The organism is Microcoleus sp. LEGE 07076 (assembly GCF_015207455.1).
Classification (GTDB): Bacteria; Cyanobacteriota; Cyanobacteriia; order Cyanobacteriales; family Microcoleaceae; genus Microcoleus.
In genome coordinates this window covers 1-19508 of the sequence record NZ_JADEWV010000122.1, presented here as the reverse complement: position 1 = coordinate 19508, position 19508 = coordinate 1, and the positions used below count along the sequence as shown (strand labels likewise).

At 45.4% G+C, this 19508-nt stretch carries 16 protein-coding genes; 10 read left to right on the top strand and 6 right to left on the bottom strand.

What is annotated here, in order from left to right; translation table 11 throughout:
* Positions 1-92 precede the first annotated feature (92 nt).
* Positions 93-1094 (bottom strand): hypothetical protein, encoded by a 1002-nt coding sequence (locus IQ270_RS19250; protein WP_193974754.1) that lies wholly within the window; start codon positions 1092-1094, stop codon positions 93-95.
* A gap of 285 nt (positions 1095-1379) precedes the next feature.
* Here IQ270_RS19250 and IQ270_RS19245 point away from each other — a divergent pair, with 285 nt between their 5' ends.
* The 9 genes from IQ270_RS19245 (at position 1380) to IQ270_RS19205 (ending at position 11533) form a co-directional block, all read left to right on the top strand.
* Entirely contained in the window at positions 1380-1880 is a 501-nt protein-coding gene (locus IQ270_RS19245) for a glycosyltransferase family A protein (protein ID WP_193974753.1), read from the top strand.
* Positions 1881-1924: 44 nt separating this feature from the next.
* Complete coding sequence (locus IQ270_RS19240; protein WP_193974752.1) at positions 1925-2398, top strand: glycosyltransferase family 2 protein; 474 nt, start codon at positions 1925-1927, stop codon at positions 2396-2398.
* Between the two features lie 314 nt (positions 2399-2712).
* On the top strand, positions 2713-3291 hold the full coding sequence (locus IQ270_RS19235; protein ID WP_193974751.1) for a serine O-acetyltransferase: 579 nt from the start codon (positions 2713-2715) through the stop codon (positions 3289-3291).
* Positions 3292-3381: 90 nt separating this feature from the next.
* Positions 3382-4569: a glycosyltransferase gene (locus tag IQ270_RS19230; protein ID WP_193974750.1), complete on the top strand. Its 1188-nt coding sequence runs from the start codon at positions 3382-3384 to the stop codon at positions 4567-4569.
* A gap of 372 nt (positions 4570-4941) precedes the next feature.
* Positions 4942-6264, top strand: a complete 1323-nt coding sequence (locus IQ270_RS19225; protein ID WP_339384229.1) for a glycosyltransferase — start codon at positions 4942-4944, stop codon at positions 6262-6264.
* Positions 6265-6398: 134 nt separating this feature from the next.
* Positions 6399-7436 (top strand): glycosyltransferase family 2 protein, encoded by a 1038-nt coding sequence (locus IQ270_RS19220; protein WP_193974749.1) that lies wholly within the window; start codon positions 6399-6401, stop codon positions 7434-7436.
* 197 nt (positions 7437-7633) lie between these two features.
* Positions 7634-8932, top strand: a complete 1299-nt coding sequence (locus IQ270_RS19215; protein WP_193974748.1) for a glycosyltransferase family 4 protein — start codon at positions 7634-7636, stop codon at positions 8930-8932.
* A 10-nt stretch (positions 8933-8942) separates the two neighbouring features.
* Entirely contained in the window at positions 8943-10214 is a 1272-nt protein-coding gene (gene epsE / locus IQ270_RS19210; protein WP_228056503.1) for an exopolysaccharide biosynthesis GT4 family glycosyltransferase EpsE, read from the top strand.
* Positions 10215-10273: 59 nt separating this feature from the next.
* Entirely contained in the window at positions 10274-11533 is a 1260-nt protein-coding gene (locus IQ270_RS19205) for a glycosyltransferase family 4 protein (protein WP_193974747.1), read from the top strand.
* Positions 11534-11714: 181 nt separating this feature from the next.
* Here the strand turns inward: IQ270_RS19205 and IQ270_RS19200 are convergent, their stop codons facing one another.
* The 4 genes from IQ270_RS19200 to IQ270_RS32375 form a co-directional block, all read right to left on the bottom strand.
* Positions 11715-12068 (bottom strand): DUF1257 domain-containing protein, encoded by a 354-nt coding sequence (locus IQ270_RS19200; RefSeq protein WP_006635781.1) that lies wholly within the window; start codon positions 12066-12068, stop codon positions 11715-11717.
* 130 nt (positions 12069-12198) lie between these two features.
* Positions 12199-13719: an AAA family ATPase gene (locus IQ270_RS19195; protein WP_193974746.1), complete on the bottom strand. Its 1521-nt coding sequence runs from the start codon at positions 13717-13719 to the stop codon at positions 12199-12201.
* A gap of 116 nt (positions 13720-13835) precedes the next feature.
* Complete coding sequence (locus IQ270_RS19190; protein WP_193974745.1) at positions 13836-14186, bottom strand: hypothetical protein; 351 nt, start codon at positions 14184-14186, stop codon at positions 13836-13838.
* Positions 14187-14547: 361 nt separating this feature from the next.
* The gene (locus tag IQ270_RS32375) at positions 14548-16596 is read right to left on the bottom strand and encodes a sugar phosphate nucleotidyltransferase (protein ID WP_339384228.1); all 2049 of its coding nucleotides are present in this window, start codon (positions 16594-16596) and stop codon (positions 14548-14550) included.
* 148 nt (positions 16597-16744) lie between these two features.
* Between IQ270_RS32375 and IQ270_RS19180 the strand changes: the two genes are divergently transcribed.
* On the top strand, positions 16745-17284 hold the full coding sequence (locus IQ270_RS19180) for a Dps family protein (protein WP_193974744.1): 540 nt from the start codon (positions 16745-16747) through the stop codon (positions 17282-17284).
* Between the two features lie 272 nt (positions 17285-17556).
* On the opposite strand, the gene IQ270_RS19175 is transcribed toward IQ270_RS19180, so the two are convergent.
* Complete coding sequence (locus IQ270_RS19175) at positions 17557-18669, bottom strand: glycosyltransferase family 2 protein (RefSeq protein WP_193974743.1); 1113 nt, start codon at positions 18667-18669, stop codon at positions 17557-17559.
* Between the last annotated feature and the right edge of the window lie 839 nt (positions 18670-19508).

Here is a 19508-nt window from a genome sequence, read left to right as displayed (position 1 = left end):
CAAGAAAAGATAATTCTTGTGGGATGGGCCGGAGAGCCCGTCCTAATTATTTTTGCAAGAGGTCTAATCAACCAGCCAATTGCTTCATCATTTCAAACATGAAGGCAATTTTGCTTATAATTTTTTTCAGTTCGTGCTCTAATTTTTTTCATGACTGCACCCATCAGGCGCCATTGGAATGGCGCTTGATTGCTCATAGGACCTAAGGAAGAAACCCACTTTTCTACTTCAGGATGTGTATTGTGAAGGCACTCTATAAATGTCGGCCAGAATGCAGGCCACATTGAATCATGATAGTGAACAATACACGCTTTCCGAAGTGTATCTTCACTGTACCATGTATTATGTGTCATAGAGCCCATAGTGGAGTTATGCGAGTAGGGAAGGGAGCGCAAATCTAAACCTAATTGAAAAGCTGTTAACCCTAGACTAACTTGATCGGTAAAAAAATATCCACACACTTTGGAAGAAATATGAGCATCTAATATCTTGGTACAATTTTCAAGATATTGCTTAGCAAAAGATGTTTCTCGTCGATAAACAAACATACCGCTATTAAAGTAGTATCTAATCCGAGCCTTTTCCATCTCTGAGAACACCCAGGGTAATGATTCAATATCTAAATTCAGTACCCTGCAAATAGATAACCAGTAAGATTCGAGAGGGTCATTCAAACCTGTTGTTCCTCCAATTGGATCTGTAGTGCAAGCCAGAAAACTTTCATCTGATCCTAGGTTCAACTCGTCTGGTTCACTAACAAATAGAAGATCGCTATCTAGCCAACCAATTGCTTCAGACTTAGCTCGCTCATCTACTGATAAGATGGCATAGGGTTTGTTCATGAAATTATTCCAGGAGTAACTATTACTCCTCATATCTGAACGAAGAACTAGGTATTCAATTTCATATCGATCAAAAATCTGACGAGTTTTTCGACTTAAAGGCGGACCAAACCGAGGAGTAACAGCGATTACAGGTGCAGTTGCAAATTTTCCACCATATCGACGCAGACTCTCTACCATACGGATGGTTTGGGATTCAAGACTTCCAGACTCTACACAACAAACAAAGGTAATATCAGAGATTTTCGTCATAGTGAATTGATTAGGTAGTAAGATGCCTGAATAAACTCAAAGCGGTAATATAGCAGATATCTAGCGGTTCTCAAGAAAGTGAAGTACGTAGGCTGCGTCCCATGTCCCAGATCCCTGGGTCTGCTCTCCCAGAACACTTCACGTTAATGATAAATGTTATATCGAAGTTTAACAGCTAAGATCGCAGCTCGATCAAATTTATAATATAAAGATATTGTGAAGTTAGTGGGAGTGTTACTAAAATATTAAAGTAACAGCTCGCAAGTCGAATTCCAGAGGTAAACTTTGAAACAAGTTGGATTGGTGGCGATCGGGCGAAATGAGGGCCAAAGGCTCGGAGCGTGCTTGGGCTCGGCGATCGAAAAAGTAGCTGTGGTGGTTTATGTCGATTCCGGCTCAACAGACGGCAGCTTGGAATTAGCCCGGTCGCTCGGCTGCAATACAGTTGAACTAGATTTATCTACACCCTTTACCGCAGCCCGCGCCAGAAATGCAGGATTTGCCCGCCTGCAGCAAGCAGCACCCAACATCGAATTTGTCCAATTCGTTGACGGCGACTGCGAAGTAGTTGACGGGTGGCTCGAACTAGCCCAGCAACAACTCGCAGCCAAACCAGAATTAGCTGTAGTGTGCGGGCGCCGGCGCGAAAAATTCCCCGAAGCCACAGCATACAACCGGCTTTGCGATCTCGAGTGGGACACGCCAGTCGGCGAAGCCAAAGCCTGCGGCGGCGACTCCATGATGCGAGTCAAAGCCTTGGAGCAAGTCGGCGGTTTCACACCCTAGCCAGCGAGTTCGATTTCGGCTGGCGGCTCGGAATTGTATCAAAAATGCTAGCAAGGTGGGCAGTAGCTCCTCCAGTCCCCCAAGAAACTTGCCAAACAAACTGGGTAGCAGGAGCTTCGGCGATCGTCCCCCGCCAAGTATTTGAAGCATTTGGCTTGCTGAACGAAGCCTATTTCATGTATTACGAAGAAATGGAATTTTGCTTGCAAGTTAACAGAGCTGGGTGGAGTTGCTGGTACGTACCAGAAAGCCGAGTCGTCCACCTCGTCGGGCAAAGTTCCGGCGTCAATAACTTTCAACCTCGGACTAAGCGACTGCCGCAATACTGGTACGATTCCGGGCGCAGGTATTTTGTCAAAAACCACGGTTGGTTGTACACAGCATTAGCCGATTTATTCTGGGCTTCCGGTTTTGTTTTTTGGATAATGCGCCCGGTAATTGAGCGCAAACCAGATACCGACCCGCCCAAGATGCTCAGCGATTTTATGTCGAACAGCGTGTTTTTTAAAGGAGGTTGAAGTCGGGCTCATTAACAAGCAAAAACGGCAACGCCAGATATTTGAATTCGAGCAGAAATCTCTGGCTAAAAACCGGGCATGGCGATGCAATTTTCCGTAAAAATATACAGAGGCTGAGGAACGACTTTAGACGGAGGGCAAACCAGAGATCAGGAAATATGTAATGGAAAAACTCCTCAATTTCAAAAAAAAAAGCAAGTAAGCTTGCTATAGTTTGCATCAAAAACGATATAATTTATCATCGTAAATGGCGCGAGAATAGTTGAGTCAAGAGAACATCAAAAAAGTAGTCAAAAAATAGGGGGGGGGAAATTATGGTGGCGCAGCCAGAAATGACAGCAACGGCTAAGCAAACAGAAACCACAAAATTGGGAATTTCGGAGCAAATAAAAGAAGATTGGATCGGTAACGGACGGGACTGGACAAAACCGGGATTTCGGGCCGTAGCAGTTCAGCGTTTAGGTGTCTGGAGGATGCAGGTAGAACCAAAAGTGTTGCGGGCTCAGCGGAGCATTCTGTACCGATCGCTCTACCGCAAAATCCGCAATACTTACGGGATAGACTTGCCTTATACTGTGAGGCTCCGTCGTCGCGTGGTGATTGAACATCAAAATGCTATTATTATTCACGGATATTGTATCATTGGCGACCACTGCATCATCCGCCAAGGTGTAAACTTGAGGAAGTGCTATTTGCATCGCCCTTTAAAAGCGCCAAAATTGGGCGATCGAGTCAACGTCGGGGCCGGTGCTAAACTTCTCGGTGGCATCAGCTTGGGAGACGGCGCAAACATTGGCGCCAACGCTGTGGTATTGTCGGATGTGCCAGCCGGTTCCACAGCAGTCGGCATCCCCGCAAAAATTCTGCAATCCGCTAAAAGTTCCGCAACTTAAATGCTGAAATCAATTATTAAAAAATCTTTGATTTCACAGGTGTGGGTAGCGACTGTTCAATTAAAAATTAGTAGGAAATAAGCTAGTAAAATGCGCTTGTTAATAGTCCAGTATGCCGGAGATTACCGCGAAGCATTTGAAGGCTTTGCTGAGGGGAAAGGAGAAACATACTACGCTCAAAAATATTCTGTTGACGCAGTAGCAGAAATGGGCAAGCGCTGCGAGGAAGTTACAGTAATTTGCTGCTTAACAGCAGAACCTTACGATGTAGTTCTGGCAAATGGAGTACGGGCGATCGGTGCGGGATTTACTGATAAAATTAACACCGGCAGCTTGGTGCAATTGATAGCAAAACAAAGACCTACTCATTTAGTTATGCGTACCCCGATGAGAGCAGTTTTTCGCTGGGCTGTTAAACATAAAGTTAAAACAATAGCTACCTTGGCTGACTCTTTTTCCACCGAAGGTTTTCGCAACAAAATCCGCAATTATCTACTGAGCCGCCAATTAAATAAAAATCACATAGAATGGATTGGCAATCACGGTATTAACTCCTGCCTATCTCTGCAAGCGACTGGTGTAAAATCTGATAAAATTATTCCTTGGGACTGGCCTGCTAGATTTACGCCAGATTTGTTTGAGCCGAAAACACTGCCAGTCGATAAAATCACTTGGAATTTAGTTTTTGTAGGCAGCATTACAGAATCTAAAGGGCTGGGAGATGTTTTAGCTGCCGTAGCAAAGTTAAAAGCCCAGAATTTATCGGTGAATTTAAAGATAGCAGGTCAAGGTGAAGTCGAAAAGTTTACAGATCGAGCAAAAGAATTAGAAATAGCAGAAAGCGTAGAGTTTTTGGGAATGTTGGAAAATAATCGGGTAGTACATTTAATGAGAGACGCTGACCTAGTTGTAGTTCCCAGTCACCACGAATATCCAGAGGGATTACCAATGACAATTTATGAAGCTCTCTGTTCTCGAACCCCGATTATTGCCTCAGATCACCCCATGTTTCAGAATAACTTAATACATGGAGAGAGTGCAATGATATTTTCTGCCAGTGATTCTGTAGATTTAGCGGAACAGATTGAAAAATTGGTGTCAGATCCAGCGCTGTATCAAAGTATTTCATTGGCGGCCGCTGATGCTTGGAAAAGGTTGCAACTTCCGGTGCAATGGGCAATGATGATCGAACGTTGGCTAGACGGTAGCGAAGAAAATCGGCAGTGGTTGCAAAAACACGCAATTTCTTCAGAAATATACAACTCCCGACTGGCATAAAAACAACTTAATCGGTGAGTCGAATCTCTTTTTTATAGAGTGGGTTGCTGTAAGATTTTCGCTACTGAATACAGTAATAATTTTATGAGACTTTAACACGTACAGCATATTTTATGTATAGCCTTTCTCAGTAACATGAGGTGCTCTCGCGGGTATATGGTATATGGTATATGGCACAGGTAGGAGTGTCCCGCATACCTCAAGCTTGGTGAGGTATGCCTTATGCTTTTAGGCCCGATGCCCGATGCTTTTAGGCCCGATGCCGCATAGTACCTCATCTTTCTGAGAAATGCTATATATGCAGTACGCCCCTAACCGAGTTTCTCGAACACCCATCAGTCCGCCCGGCGAAACTGGAGCGAATGGGCTTGCTTGGTCCCCCTAAACCGCAACGGCGGATTTGCCTTCGGCAACAACGCCCCGATCCGTCCCGCCCTGGAATCCACCAATCCCCCTCCTTACATCCTGCTGCTCAACCCAGACACCGTAGTTCGCCCCGGAGCTCTCAAAGCACTGGTTGACTTCATGGATTGCCACTCTAACGCTACTCAAACTAAAAAAATAATTACTTCCATGAGTATACTCAAAAAGCCAGCGCACATTGCTATTTACCTGCATTCCCTGTTCAATGGGGGAATAGAGCAGGTAATGTTGAACTTAACCAGCAGTTTTGTAGAATGTGGTATCAAGGTAGATTTGGTACTTAACTTTCCCGGATGTCTTTTTCTATGGGACTTTCTCCCAGAAGTTAGGATAATCAATCTAGAAGCTGAAAAGATATTAACAAGAGTTCCTAAATTAGCGCGTTACTTGCAACAAGAACAACCCACAGTTTTAATGTCAGCCAATCATTATGCAAACGAAATAGCAATATTGGCAAAGCAGTTTTCGGGCGCACCAACACGGATTGTGGTATCAGATCACACGCATCTTTCTCAGGAAGCGGGAAGTAACTCTCCCTTAAGCTTTAAATATTGGTCGCCCGCGATAGCGCGACTTTTATACCCTAGGGCCGACGGCATAGTAGCAGTATCTCAAGGAGTAGCTGAAGACATAGCTGCTCGAACTGGCTTACCAGCAGATCGAATTCAAGTAATTAGCAACCCAATAGAGACAGAACGAGTCATAGAAAAAAGTAAAGAACCTGTAGACCACCCCTGGTTTAATCCCCCAGAATTGCCAGTAATTCTGGGAGTGGGGAGATTAGAAAAACAAAAAGATTTTCCTAACTTAATTAATGCTTTTGCTAAAGTAAGACAAGCGCGATCGACCCGGTTGCTGATTTTAGGCGAAGGATCGGAGCGGTCTCGACTGGAATCTCTAATTAGCGAATTGGGTTTGGAAAATGACGTGGAAATGCCGGGTTTTGTAAAAAATCCTTTTGCATACATGGCACGGTCGGCAGTATTTGTCTTGTCTTCAGCTTGGGAAGGTCGGTCGGTTGTATTGGGAGAAGCAATGACTTTGGGAACCCCAATTGTTTCTACAAATTGCCCCAGCGGCCCCTATGAAATCTTAGACCGAGGCAAGTACGGCGAGCTAGTACCAGTAGGCGACAGCGAAGCGCTCGCGCAAGCAATTTTAAAAGTATTGTCCGGTCAAACAAAGCCAGCCGATCCAGCTTGGCTTGCCCAATTCAATTTAAAGGGTACTGTGCAAAAATATCTGGATGTTATGAAGCTCGCCGATAGCTGATTCAGCTAGGTCGCTGGGCTAAATTAACTACAACATACAGGAACTGGCTCTGATTGATTTTATGAAGAACTTTTGAAGTTACGTTGACTAAGATATAAAAGAACAGCTTGCAATTTGAATTTAAGAGGTAAGGTTTGAAACAGATTGGATTGGTTGCTATTGGGCGAAATGAGGGCGCGAGGCTCGGAGCGTGCTTGCGATCGGCGATCGACAAAGTGGCTGTGGTAGTTTATGTCGATTCCGGCTCAACAGACGGCAGCTTGGAATTAGCCCGATCGATCGGCTGCGATACAGTTGAACTAGACCTATCTACACCCTTTACCGCAGCCCGCGCCAGAAATGCAGGATTTGCCCGCCTGCAGGAAGCAGCACCCGACATCGAATTTGTCCAATTCGTTGACGGCGACTGCGAAGTAGTTGACGGGTGGCTCGAACTAGCCCAGCAAAAACTCGCAGCCAAATCAGAATTAGCTGTAGTGTGCGGGCGCAGGCGCGAAAAATTCCCCGAAGCCACAGCATACAACCGGCTTTGCGATATCGAGTGGGACACGCCAGTCGGCGAAGCCAAAGCCTGCGGTGGCGATTCCATGATGCGAGTCAAAGCCTTGGAGCAAGTCGGCGGTTTCAATCCCGCACTCATCGCCGGCGAAGAACCCGAACTGTGCGTGAGGCTGCGCCAAAACGGCTGGAAAATCGAGCGCTTAGATGCTGAAATGACCCTGCACGACGCTCAAATGACCAGTTTCGAGCAGTGGTGGAAGCGCTCTCAAAGAGCGGGTCACGCCTACGCAGAGGGATCCTGGCTGCACGGGGACACCCCCGAACGCCACTGGGTGAAAGACACCCTCAGCATCTGGTTTTGGGGATTGGTTTTGCCGGTGCTAGCATTGGGTGCAGCCTGGTTCACCCGCGGGTGGAGCTTGCTGTTGCTCGCCGGCTACCCGGTACTTATTTACCGAATTTACCGCCGGATGCAGCAGGATCGGAATTTGCCGGCCAAGGATGCTGCGCTTTATGCTATATTTTGTGCGCTCGGCAGATTTCCTCAGTTGCAAGGTCAGATTCAGTTTCACCAGCGCCGCTTGCTGGGACAACGCAGCAGCTTGATTGAATATAAGACATCAAACCCATCAATTGAGCAAGTTAAAATGAGTGCTAAATCTACTAAGTAGGTCAGTTACCATCAATTTAACTTGTTTTTTCTGCAACTTCTCCCCTGTAATTCCAGGTCGAGTGTTGATGTAGAGGCGGATTTGTCGATCAACCTCTACAACCCACTCTCATATCAAAAAAAATGCTTCATATCGATTAATATATTCAGAACTGAACTTCCAAATATCGATCGAGCCTCAACAAAGGAATCTAAGAAATGAGCGACCAAAAATTAAAAGTTTTACTAATTGTAGAGCAGTGCAATCCTGACTGGGCATCAGTACCTTTGGTGGGGTACAATTTTTTTCAACAAATAAACAATTTAGTTGATGCAACACTCGTTACCCATATTAGAAACAAACCAGCTCTTGAAAAACACCCAGAATATGAAAAAACTGTTTACATCGAAGAAGGAAACTTAACCGACCAATATTATAGAATAGTCGAAAACCTGACCGCAACCGGGCGAATCAATTGGCCAATTTATCATGTCTTGAATTACCCAATTTATGAGCAATTCAATCAACAAGTATACCAAAAATTCAAAGGAAAAATTCTCAACGGAGATTATGACATAGTTCATGCAATTACCCCGATGATGCCGCGCTATCCGTTTAAGGTAGTCAGTGTTTGCCAGCAGACTCCTTTTATTCTAGGCCCTGTGAATGGGGGCATTCCTTTTCCACCAGGCTTTCAAGAAACTGCCAAACAAGAATTTGCTCAATTCAACTTTTTGAGGGCAGTTGGTCGAGCCTTAATTCCAGGTTATGTAGAAACTTACAAAAAAGCCGCTAAAATTTTAGCAGGTTCAACATATACTTTAAATATGCTAAAAAATTTGTTTGCAATTCCCGACCAAAGAATTGATTTATTTTACGAAAATGGGATTTCCGAGGAATTTTCAAATCAGACAAAGATCCTTAATAAAGATGTTAGCAAGATCGACCTGCTGTTTGTGGGTAGATTAGTGCCTTACAAATGTGCCGATATTGTCATTGAGTCTATTGGGAAATTAGATCCGGCAATTCAAAGTAAAATCAGCTTAACTATAGTAGGAGACGGCCCAGAAAGAAACAACTTGGAAAACCGAGTAAATGAGCTTAATTTAGGAGAAATAGTTAGCTTTGCCGGATGGGTAAATCAACAAGAAACTCTGGAATATTACAGGAAAGCAGATATTTTTTGCTTCCCTTCGATCCGAGAGTTCGGGGGCGCAGTGGTAATGGAAGCTATGGCTTGCGGGATCCCCTGCATAGTTGCTAATAACGGCGGTATTGGTGAATACGTGAATGAAGAAACTGGTTTTAAGATCGAGCCGATTTCTAGAGAGTATCTCACACAGGAGTTGACAAGTAAAATCAAGCTGTTAGTGAAAGACGATCGGCTGCGGGAAAGTATGTCAGCTAAGGCGATCGAAAAAGCCAGAGAATTTGCGTGGGAAAACAAAGCGATAAAAATTGTCGATATTTACGAAAAAATGCTGGGTGAGAAAGGTGTTCGTGCATCGGCACAGTAAATGAATACCCTTGAATCAAAAATTAGAAAGCAGGTCAGAAATGAAGGCAAAAATTGGATACTTTATTCCACAATTTCCAGGACAAACACACATTTTTTTCTGGCGGGAGCGACAATTTCTTGCAGAACTTGGAATTGAAACAGATTTAGTATCAACTCAACCGCCCCCCAGAGCGCTCGCTTCTCACGTATGGGCAGAAGAAGCTGAAAAAAATACTGTTTATCTATTTCCCTTTGCTGCGAAAGATTTTATCAACTCATTCCTAGAGGTTCTCAAAGCTGGTCCCGCTGCATGGTGGCAGTGCCTCGCAGTTATTGCCAAAGCGAGTGACACATCGTTATTTGAAAAATTTAAACTCTTAGCATTGGTTTTTGTTGCTGGCAAACTAGCAGGGTTAGCAAGAACAAAAGGTTGGTCGCACATCCACGTTCATTCCTGTGCCAATGCCGCCAGTATAGCGATGTTCGCCTCATTACTCTCAAAAGTATCGTATAGCCTGACGCTGCACGGCCCCCTAACTGACTACGGCCCTAACCAAGAACAGAAATGGCACTTTTCAGCTTTTGCAATAGTCATTACTAAAAAGCTTTATGACGAAGTGAACCAATGCCTTGCGGGTCATCTTCCTCAAAAGATTGAAATAGCTCCTATGGGGGTTGACCTCTCGCGTTTCCACAGAAAAACACCATACTCCGCATGGAATGGAAGTGATGCTTGCCACATTTTTAGTTGCGGACGCCTCAACAGATGTAAAGGTCATGCGGATTTGATTGCTGCGATAGATATACTCAGAAAACGAGGATTTAATGTTGAGCTGCAAATTGCTGGAGAAGACGAACAGGGTGGCAGTGGCTACCACCTGGAGTTAGAAAAGCTGATTGAACAGCTTGGCTTGAAAAGTTGTGTTAGCCTTCTCGGTGCGGTGTCTGAAGATACTGTCAATGAGTCCCTAGAAAAAGCACAGGTATTTGTCCTTGCCAGTTGGCACGAACCTCTAGGTGTCGCCATAATGGAAGCGATGGCAATGGAGATGCCTGTAGTAGTTACAGGGTCAGGAGGAGTAAAGGAGCTTATAGATGACGGGATGGATGGGTTACTTGTAGAACCTGAAGCCCCCGAGCAATTAGCAGACGCGATTGCCAATCTCCTCCAAAATCCCGAACTTGCTTTGAGCCTCAGTCAGGAATCCCGGAAAAAAATTATGGCCAAATTTAGCCACGGCCGCAGTGCAGAAACTTTAGCTCAGTGCTTGGAAAAACTAGGAATAACTAACCCGTCTTAGTTATGCCAAAGAACAAATTTAATCTCAGACTACATAAATCCAGTTGAGTCCCAAACAAGATGCGAATTTTAATTGTTGCTCAGAATGCCTCAACTAAATTCGGCGGCGAGTCATTGCTGCCGGTCAACTACTTCCGGATACTTCGATCGCGCCAAATAGAAACATGGTTAGTGACGCACGCCCGCACCCAGGCAGAACTGACAGCGCTGTTTCCAGAAGATTGCGATCGGATGCACTTTGTACCCGACACTTGGCTGCACCGACTGCTCAGCAATTGCGGGGAATTTATCCCAGCAAGAGTGAATGAATTTACTTTTGGGCTGCTCTCTCACCTGTACACCCAAGTGCTGCAGCGCCGTATTGTCCGGCGGCTGGTGAGCGAACACGAGATTGATGTTGTACACGAACCGACACCAGTTTCGGCAACAGTTCCTTCGTTGATGTTCGGATTGGGAGTGCCGGTAGTTATCGGGCCGATGAACACGTCGGTTAAATTTCCTCTGGCATTTCGATCGCGCCAAAATCCTACCATTGATATTTTAATCGCGATCGGTCACCAGTGCGTCGATCTCTTCAACCGCCTCTTGCCGGGGAAAATCCAAGCAGAGACTGTGTTAGTGGCAAACGATCGCACGAAGCAAGCACTTCCGACTGGAGTGCAGGGTAAAATCATTCAACTTGTGGAAAACGGCGTCGATTTCTCGGTTTGGCGATCGGACTCGACCGCATCAAAGGAGCCAAATAAACAAGTTCACTTTGTTTTCTTGGGGCGACTAGCAGACTGGAAAGGTGTAGACTTGCTGCTGGAAGCCTTCGCCACTGTCGCCACTCAAACTGATGCGGTTTTGGAAATCATCGGTGATGGAGGTATCCGAGGGGAACTCGAAGCTCAAACGGCTCGTTTGGGACTCGACAGCAGAGTTGTATTCAGTGGCTGGCTATCTCAGGAGCAGTGCGCTCTCAAAATGAAACAAGCTGATTCAATGGTGTTCCCGAGTTTGCGAGAGCCTGGGGGGGCGGTAGTAATGGAAGCAATGGCAGTGGGCTTGCCAGTCATAGCGACGAACTGGGGCGGCCCGGCGGATTATCTCGATTCCACTTGCGGTATTTTAGTAGAACCAGCTTCTACAGAAGGCTTTGTCAAAGGGCTAACTGACGCGATGCTGAAGCTCGCCCAGTCGCCGGAATTGCGGGAGAGTATGGGTAACGCGGGACGGGAGCGAGTCCGGCAGCATTTCGACTGGGAACGCAAAGTCGATCAAATGCTTGAAATTTATCAACAAACGGTAAACAGTAGAAAGTTGACAGTTGACAGTTGACAGTTTGTAGTGAGGACTTCAGTAGAAAGTTGACAGTTGACAGTTGACAGTTTGTAGTGAGGACTTCAGTCGGCAATTAGTAGGACTCAAGTTCTCACTACAAACTAATCAGATCATAGACCGCAAAAAACGGGTTAACCCGTATTTGGTTAACCCGCAAGCTTAGAAACGCGCACGGCGATTAATTTTGCACTACCAGCTTGACGTTGGCGTTTTGCAAACCGCGCTGCTTGACTGCTGCCAAGGTTTTGTTAACTGCGTACTTCTGGTTGATGGAGTTGATTAACTCAGTTTGATTGTGCTTTTTGGCGACGCCCCAGAGGTCGGCAATCAGGTCAAAGGAACCATCGCTATTGCGAGACCAACCCAGGTCGTATTCGCCTTCGAGAATCGCCACGATGTCGGAGCGAACGCGCTGACCGTTATAACCGCGAACATCAGCTTCTGACTTGACTGAAATGCCCAAGTCGCGCAGGGAAGCTTTCAGGATTTCGGCATCGGTGATTTTGGTACGCAGAGTGCTAAAGTGAGACATTGGATTTCCTCCTAATAAAACTGAGAGAGAAACAACAACGGTCTGGATTTAACTTGGCCGCTTTGCGGCTCTTTTCTCGAACTGCTAGCTGTTGCTAGCCTTTGCTCCTGTTTGGACCAGGAGAAAGCTTTTAAAATTCCATGCGCTGGTATTCAGCGACGGAAGACGCAGCGGGCCGTGCTCGCTGTCTAGCCCAATCTCGGAGGGCGCTGACCTGTTCGGTCATGGTTTTAGACAGTGGCAATGTGGATTTAATGGCCGCGATGATATCTAACTGCGTAAACTCTCTATCTTGAGCGAAGGCTTCGTACATTGCTGCTACTAGCCCTTGTTCAATTTCTGCGCCTGAAAAGCCGTCGGAAACGTTGGAAAGTTGCTCTAAATCGAAGCGAGAGATGTCCCGACGCCGCTTTGACAGGTGAATCTTGAATATATCTTGGCGTTCCTCTTTGGTAGGCAGGTCAACAAAGAAGAGTTCGTCGAACCGACCTTTCCTCAAGAATTCCCCCGGTAACCGCTCGATGCGGTTGGCTGTTGCCATTACGAAGACTGGGGAAGTTTTTTCTTGCATCCAAGTGAGGAAGGAACCGAAAATTCGGCTGGATGTGCCTCCGTCTGAGTCGGCCGAACCGGTGCCTCCAGCAAAGGCTTTGTCTAGTTCGTCGATGAAGAGGATGGCTGGAGAGATGGATTCTGCGGTTTTGAGGGCATTGCGGAGGTTGGCTTCGCTGCGACCCACCATCGAACCGTCATAGACTCGGCCCATATCTAGCCGCAGCAGGGGCAGTCCCCAGAGGCGCGATGTAGTCTTGGCAATCAGCGATTTTCCGCAGCCCGGTACGCCGAGAATTAACATCCCTTTTGGTTGGGGCAGACCGTATTCTCTCGCCCTTTCTGTAAAGGCGTTGGAACGCTGCCTCAGCCACCGCTTCAGCTCTTCTAAACCGCCTACTGCATCCAGGGTTTCGTCTTCTTCAATGAACTCTAGAATGCCGTTGCGCCGAATTAATTGCTTTTTCTCCGAGAGAACTATGTCTACTTCTTCTTCGGTTAAGCGCCCGGTGGAAACTTGGGCTTTGCGATAAACTTTTTCAGCTTCGTCCTTGGTCAATCCCAAGGCTGCTTTTAAAAGTTTTTCTCGCCCTTCTGTGGTAATGCGTCGCGATTTGCTTTGTTCCAACTGGCCAGACAATACTTGGTTCAGTTCCTTCATGTCTGGAAGCGCGAAGTCTAATACCACTACTTCCTTTTCTAGCTCGATCGGGATTTGCTGCAAAGGAGACATCAGTATAATTGTCTTTTGCGTTCCTTTGAAGTTGGCGATCGCATCGCGCAACCACCGCGTTACCGGCGGAGAATCGATAAAAGGATGTAAATCTTTGAAAATGTAGATGCTAGCGTTGCTATTTGGTTCTCGCTGCCTGATCACCCATTCAATTGCTGCCTCTGGCGAGACGGTGTTGTGCTGGGTGGTGGTGCGCGGTTGACCGTACTCCACAATGCCGTGAGTTACAGTCCAGATAAATACTCGTCGCTGTGGTTTGGCTTGAGCTATTGTCGAAATTGCTTGCTCACACCGCTCTTCCTCGGATGTCACGAGGTAGATCAGAGGATATTGAGCTTGGATTAGGATACTGATCTCTTCTTGCATAGTCCTCGACCCACTAGAGACGGTGCTATCTTTGCTGAATCTCCATGCTGCCTTTAGCCGAATCCGAAAAATTTTAGTAAATTTAAGTTCTAGCTTTTTGGTCTAGCAAGGCATTTTTAGCAGGGAACCAATTCTTCCTCTCCCGGTTGGGCCGTGCTGGCGCTGACGCCCGACACCTGCTTTACTGGAAGCTCTTGCTCAGCCAATACGCTCGGCTGACTTGTTACCGATGCCAGTTCTCCATCTCGCATTACTACTGAACCAGTACATTCTGGACAAGTGTAAACCCGGTGGGTTTGTCCGTAGGAGGCTTCTACTTCGTCAACCAGTTCGGGGTTTCCTAGGTAAAAGACAATTGCCCTTTCTGCAATTGATGACATCGGTTCTGTTTCTACTGCGGCTTTGATTTTGAGCTGGCGATGCAGTTCAGGTGGAAGATACAGTGTAACTTTTTGCTTTTCTTGCATATGACAGTGAATTGACTTACCCGGGTATGTATATCAGAATAGCGGCTTACTTTCTTGCTGTCAAGACTCTATGCTGCTTTAACGCTATCTTGTAATGTTTCGTTACAATTGATTGAATATTGGGGCGGTCAAAAACGCAGAATAAGGGATGTAGCTGATGAGGCAGCGGTGCAGCGGTGGCTATGGGTAGGGTCAAGGGCGATCGACCACTATATATAGATAACGAACAATAGTCGGAATAGGTTCGTTTGCGGAGTTGTCCCGGAGGCGGGGAAAGCCAGTTGCAGCAATTCCGCGTTGCGTGAGGACTCTCCCTCCTCGCTACAAAAACGCTAGGGACAAAGGAAATGCGATCGCCAAATTAGCCGATCGACCCACCCGATATGGCAAAATCAATCAGCGTCTGCCGGTAAACCTCCGGCAATCCCGTATCAAAACACCGCCCTCGCACCACATAACCAGCAATTCCCTCCAACTGACCCAATTTATCCAAACACGATGTTAACTGAAATTCGCCTCTTTCTCGAAAATTGGCATTAATATTTTCTGCTAAATAATCAAAGATTTTAGGATCGAGGACATACATCCCAAACATCGATAAAAATAAATCATCCCCCATTCCTTCTACGCTTAAATGCTGCCGCGCATACTCGATATCCGGCTTTTCGTAAACTTGCGTCACAGACAAAATAGTATCTTGTTCCCGCCAAACACCCGCCGCACAACCGTAATGATGAATTACCTCAGCTTGTGTTACTCTCAAACCAATTACGCTTTGCTGCACTTGCGAGTAAATATCCAATAACTGGCGCGCGCAAGAACTTTCAGTCGGCGACGAGTAAATGTGGTCGCCCAAAAGCAGCAGAAATGGCTCGCTGTTAGTCCATTCTCTAGCACAGAATACCGCGTGGCCGAATCCTTCTTGAACATCCTGAGTAAGAATTGTAACTTTCTGCCCCAAATCTTGTAAATATTGGCTGTATTCCTGATTTTCCCGAGACAGTTTTTGGAAAAGTTCGGGAGACGGCCCAGTTTTAAAGAAATCTTCAAAAAAAGTGCGATCGCCCTTTTGCACAACTATACCAACTTCTGCGATTCCCGCACTCAAAGCTTCTTCCACAATTGCCAAAATTATCGGTTTAGCGCGGCCAGTGCGATCGATAATTGGCAAAAACTCCTTCTTCACTGCCTTAGTAGCCGGGAACATCCGAGTGCCGAAACCGGCGGCAGGAATCACCGCTTTTCTAACTTGCAGGCGGGAAGCTTTTTCTGCGTCTTTGCTTTCTCCTCTCTGCGCAAAACAGGCTTCAAACCTGTGGATTGCTGCATTTGCTGCATTGAATTCTGTTTCCGACGGCAAATCTGTCTGAGAAGGAACTGTCAGTTGCAGGCATTTCATCTGAGGAAAATCCCGTTCAATGATATCGATAACTTGCTGTTGACTTGCTGCATTTTTTACGATAAACTGTGCAGTACCGTCTCCTTGAGAACCTACTCCCTTACCGCCCAAAATATAAGGCGCAATCGGTTGATAGTTTAGCAGTTCGTGCAAAACAGGAGCAGTTAATTGTTCTGGACAAGCGGGGATTAAATACTTGTCAAATTCCCTCTGGGCAACTTTCATCAACTCGCCGATTTTAACCGCATCTCCCTGCTGTAAAGCCGAAACTGCATCTTGCGTAATTCTCGAACTAATCGCACCGAGATATTGCTGCACGTTTTCTGCAACTTCATTCGCAGCAAATGGGTAAGCTTGATTGAGAGTTGCCAGGATTTGTTGAGTATTTTTGCTAGCGCCCAAATCTACGATGACAAAAAACAAACTTTTGGTAACTTTTAGCTCAATAACATCCATTTGAGTGCCGTCAAAAATCATCATAAGCGGGCGATTTGTATACGCACAACCTTGATCCGTGCGGCCGCAGCGCGAAGGTGTTGCAGTCTCGCCTAAATAAGCCATTTCCATTTCGCCCCGCAGGTTCATTTTTAAATCGTATAAACGATTGAAAGCGCGGGCTACTAACACGCAAATTGCGGCGCTGGATGACAGGCCTTTCTGAATTGGCAAATCTGTTAAATAATTGTCAATTTCTACTCCTCCCACGCGGTAGTATGCGAGAAATTGAGCGGCAACGCCGGCGGCATAACTGAAGAAACTGCCTGTTTTGGCTTCAGCAAGCAGAGCATTTTTTTCCATCGGGAGTGCAGATTCAATTTTTGTGCCGTCATTTAAAGCAGCCCGCAAAATCAAGTGTGTGGGATGTTGGTTAACTTCGGCATAAATTCCTTGATTTGTACTCGCAATCAAAGTGCAGCCTTTTGCTATAGCGGGATTGAGGGGGCGATAACCGGCTGCCCAATCGCTGTGTTCGCCAAACAGACAAAGGCGGCCCGGAACAAAAAGTTGCATGACATCTATCTAAAGGTATCTATATTGCGATTACTTTAACCTGAAATGCAGCAATTTTACCAAAGTGCGATCGTCCTCTGGGTTGATGTAAGTGGCTGGGGAAATTTGTTCTAATAAATGTAAAGTTAAAGTTGAGGACAAAGTTTCAATGCGTAAGTTAAATATAGGTCTATCTGACGAGCAACGTACAGGTGTTATCGAACTGTTGAATCACGACCTGTCAGATGCTTATCTGCTGTTAATCAAAACTAAAAAGTATCACTGGGATGTAGTTGGCCCGCAGTTTCGATCGCTCCACCAGTTGTGGGAAGAGCACTATCAGGCGTTAACACTAAATATCGATGCTATGGCTGAACGGGTGAGAACTTTAGGCGGGTATCCAATTGGTACTGCTGAGGGTTTTCTCAAGTATGGTTCAATTAAAGAACATATCGGCGATTTGCCTTTGGCGACTGAGATGGTGTCGCGTTTGGTTGACGATCACGAACTGGTTATTCGCAATCTCCGCAAACACGTCGAACAGTGTGGCGAAGAGTTTAAGGATGATGGAACGGCAGACTTTTTGACTGGTTTAATGGAACAGCACGAACAAATGGCTTGGATGTTGCGATCGTTTATTGAAGGCGAATCTCTTTCGCCGGACGGTAAGCAGCCAAAAGCTGAAACTCCTACAGCTTCTCACGCTTAGAGAGATTAATCAGAACAGATTTATCGTATTCATTCCACTTTTCTCGGAATGAAATTATGCGCGGATATGTGTCACTCTCCTTTACATCTTCGGTCTCGCTATCGATCTAAAATCCAATAATTCTCAGGAAAAAGGAAGCAGGAAAAAGGTAAAATTTAGATTTTTTATTTGACCATATTTTCTGATTCTAGATGCTACAACCACGCATAATTAATTAAGCGCCGTCTAGCTTCCTCAAAAACCCGGTTTTTTTATTCAAAAAACCGGGTTTTTTAATGTTTTGCAGATTTAAGTTTGCGATATTTTAAACTCTTCAACCGCATTCCTTCATACACCTGCGACGGCAACATTCTGTGTACTTTCGTTCGCGTCTCAATTGTCGCAAGAGTCGTCTCTTCACTTGATTTTGATGTTTGTTTTAATTTTAAGTCGGATTTGGTTTGGGGTGAAACTATAATTTTTAAGATGCTGGTTATTGACAGCAAGTACAGATTGTGACGCAAGAGTGCCATCAAAAAATCTTCTTTGAAAGCTCGATACAGCCAAAACAATGTACTCCGGTGGTTGCCACTGCGGTTGCTTTTTACTGCTAAATAAATGTAAAAATTGCTGCTAGACCAGTGATAAATAGTGCTGGGAATTTCGGGGTGCTGCTCCCGGACATCTGCCAGAATTAAAGAGTGGCCTTTTGCCATTGCTGCATAGTTGCAAGACATACTGCTGGGAATCTGCCGGTAGCCAACTAGATATTCTGGGACTACTTTAAATTGATAGTGTTGGGCTATGCGGAGGTGAAGTTCCCAGTCTTCGCATCCTTGGGCGTTTTCTAGTTTAAATTGGCAGTTGTAACCGCCGATTTTTTCTAAACAAGCGCGGCGGATTAGGGATGAGCTGGCATTGCCGATAAAATATTTATAAACTAATATTGGGTAAACTTCTCCTTCGATGGTGGAGTTGTAAAATCCACCTGTAAGTAAGTCTTGTTCGTTGATATCTACTGACCAGGAATAGACTACTCCGACAGTGGGTTCTGATTTTATGAAGCATTCTATTTGTTTTTCTAGGTTTTGCGGATACCAAATATCGTCGGCATCAATGGGTGCAATGTATTCACCTTTTGCTTTTTCTATCGCTCGGTTGCGTGCGGCGGCCACGCCGGTATTTGATTGCTGCAATAAGATGATTCGGCTGTCTTTTTGGGCAAAAGATTTGACGATTTCGGGTGTTGTATCTGTCGAGCCGTCGTTAACTACTAAAATTTCTATGTTTTGATAGGTTTGAGATAAGACGGATTCTAATGTTTTGGCAATAAACTCTTCGGCGTTGTATGCAGGTATAATTACTGAAACTAATGGGGGGTTTAAGTTGTTTTGGGATGTGTTCATGTAATATAAAAATTGGTTTGTGTAAAAATTTTGGCTCGCAGGGAGCGAGCTAAGGGTATGTTAGCAAATTACTCAAGGTCGATCGTACAACGTTAAAAGAATTACGATGTATGTTTTAAATAGACCTATTCCAAAATATTTTTATGCTAAAATTAAGGTTTTGGCTTAAGTGGAGCAGATTGCAGGTTATAAGCTGTTGCTGCATTTAAATTCTGTGTAAAAAGAAATCAAACCATGAGTGGGGTGGGCTCTCCCCCCTCGCCCTGAATATACAATTCAAATGCGCGACAGCTTAGGAATGAGAATTAAATAACTTACCATTTTTATTGTTCTTGTGGGATGGGCTCTATAGCCCGTCCTGGACGGGCTATAGAGCTCATCCCACAATTATGTGTAAATTATTTAATTCGCGATCCTTATGAGCTCTTTAGAGTTATGAGTTAGCTCTCAGGTCTAAAATTCAAAGCCTGTAATTGCAACATAGATTTTTTTGGAAAGAGGTCTAATACAGCATCTTGCAAGTTCATAAAGTACAGTAGCAACTATATTGTGTGATTGTGTGGTGTTAATCTGTAGGGTGCGGATCTGGGAGATATTGGATATAACTTGCAGATTGACGGAGGACTCGGCACCTGACACGGGTTCTCGGATTGTCCATACCACATATACTGGAATATGCTGTATATTGCCAAAATTCATAAAATGTGCGTTGCTAGAGCGGTGGGGACACAGACTTGGTGCGCGAGTCCCTCGCGGATGAAGTCTGTTAAAGAAATTGTATTAGTGCTGGGGGGTGACAATACGCCCAAAAACTGGTAATGCGCCGCGTACTTTTGTCG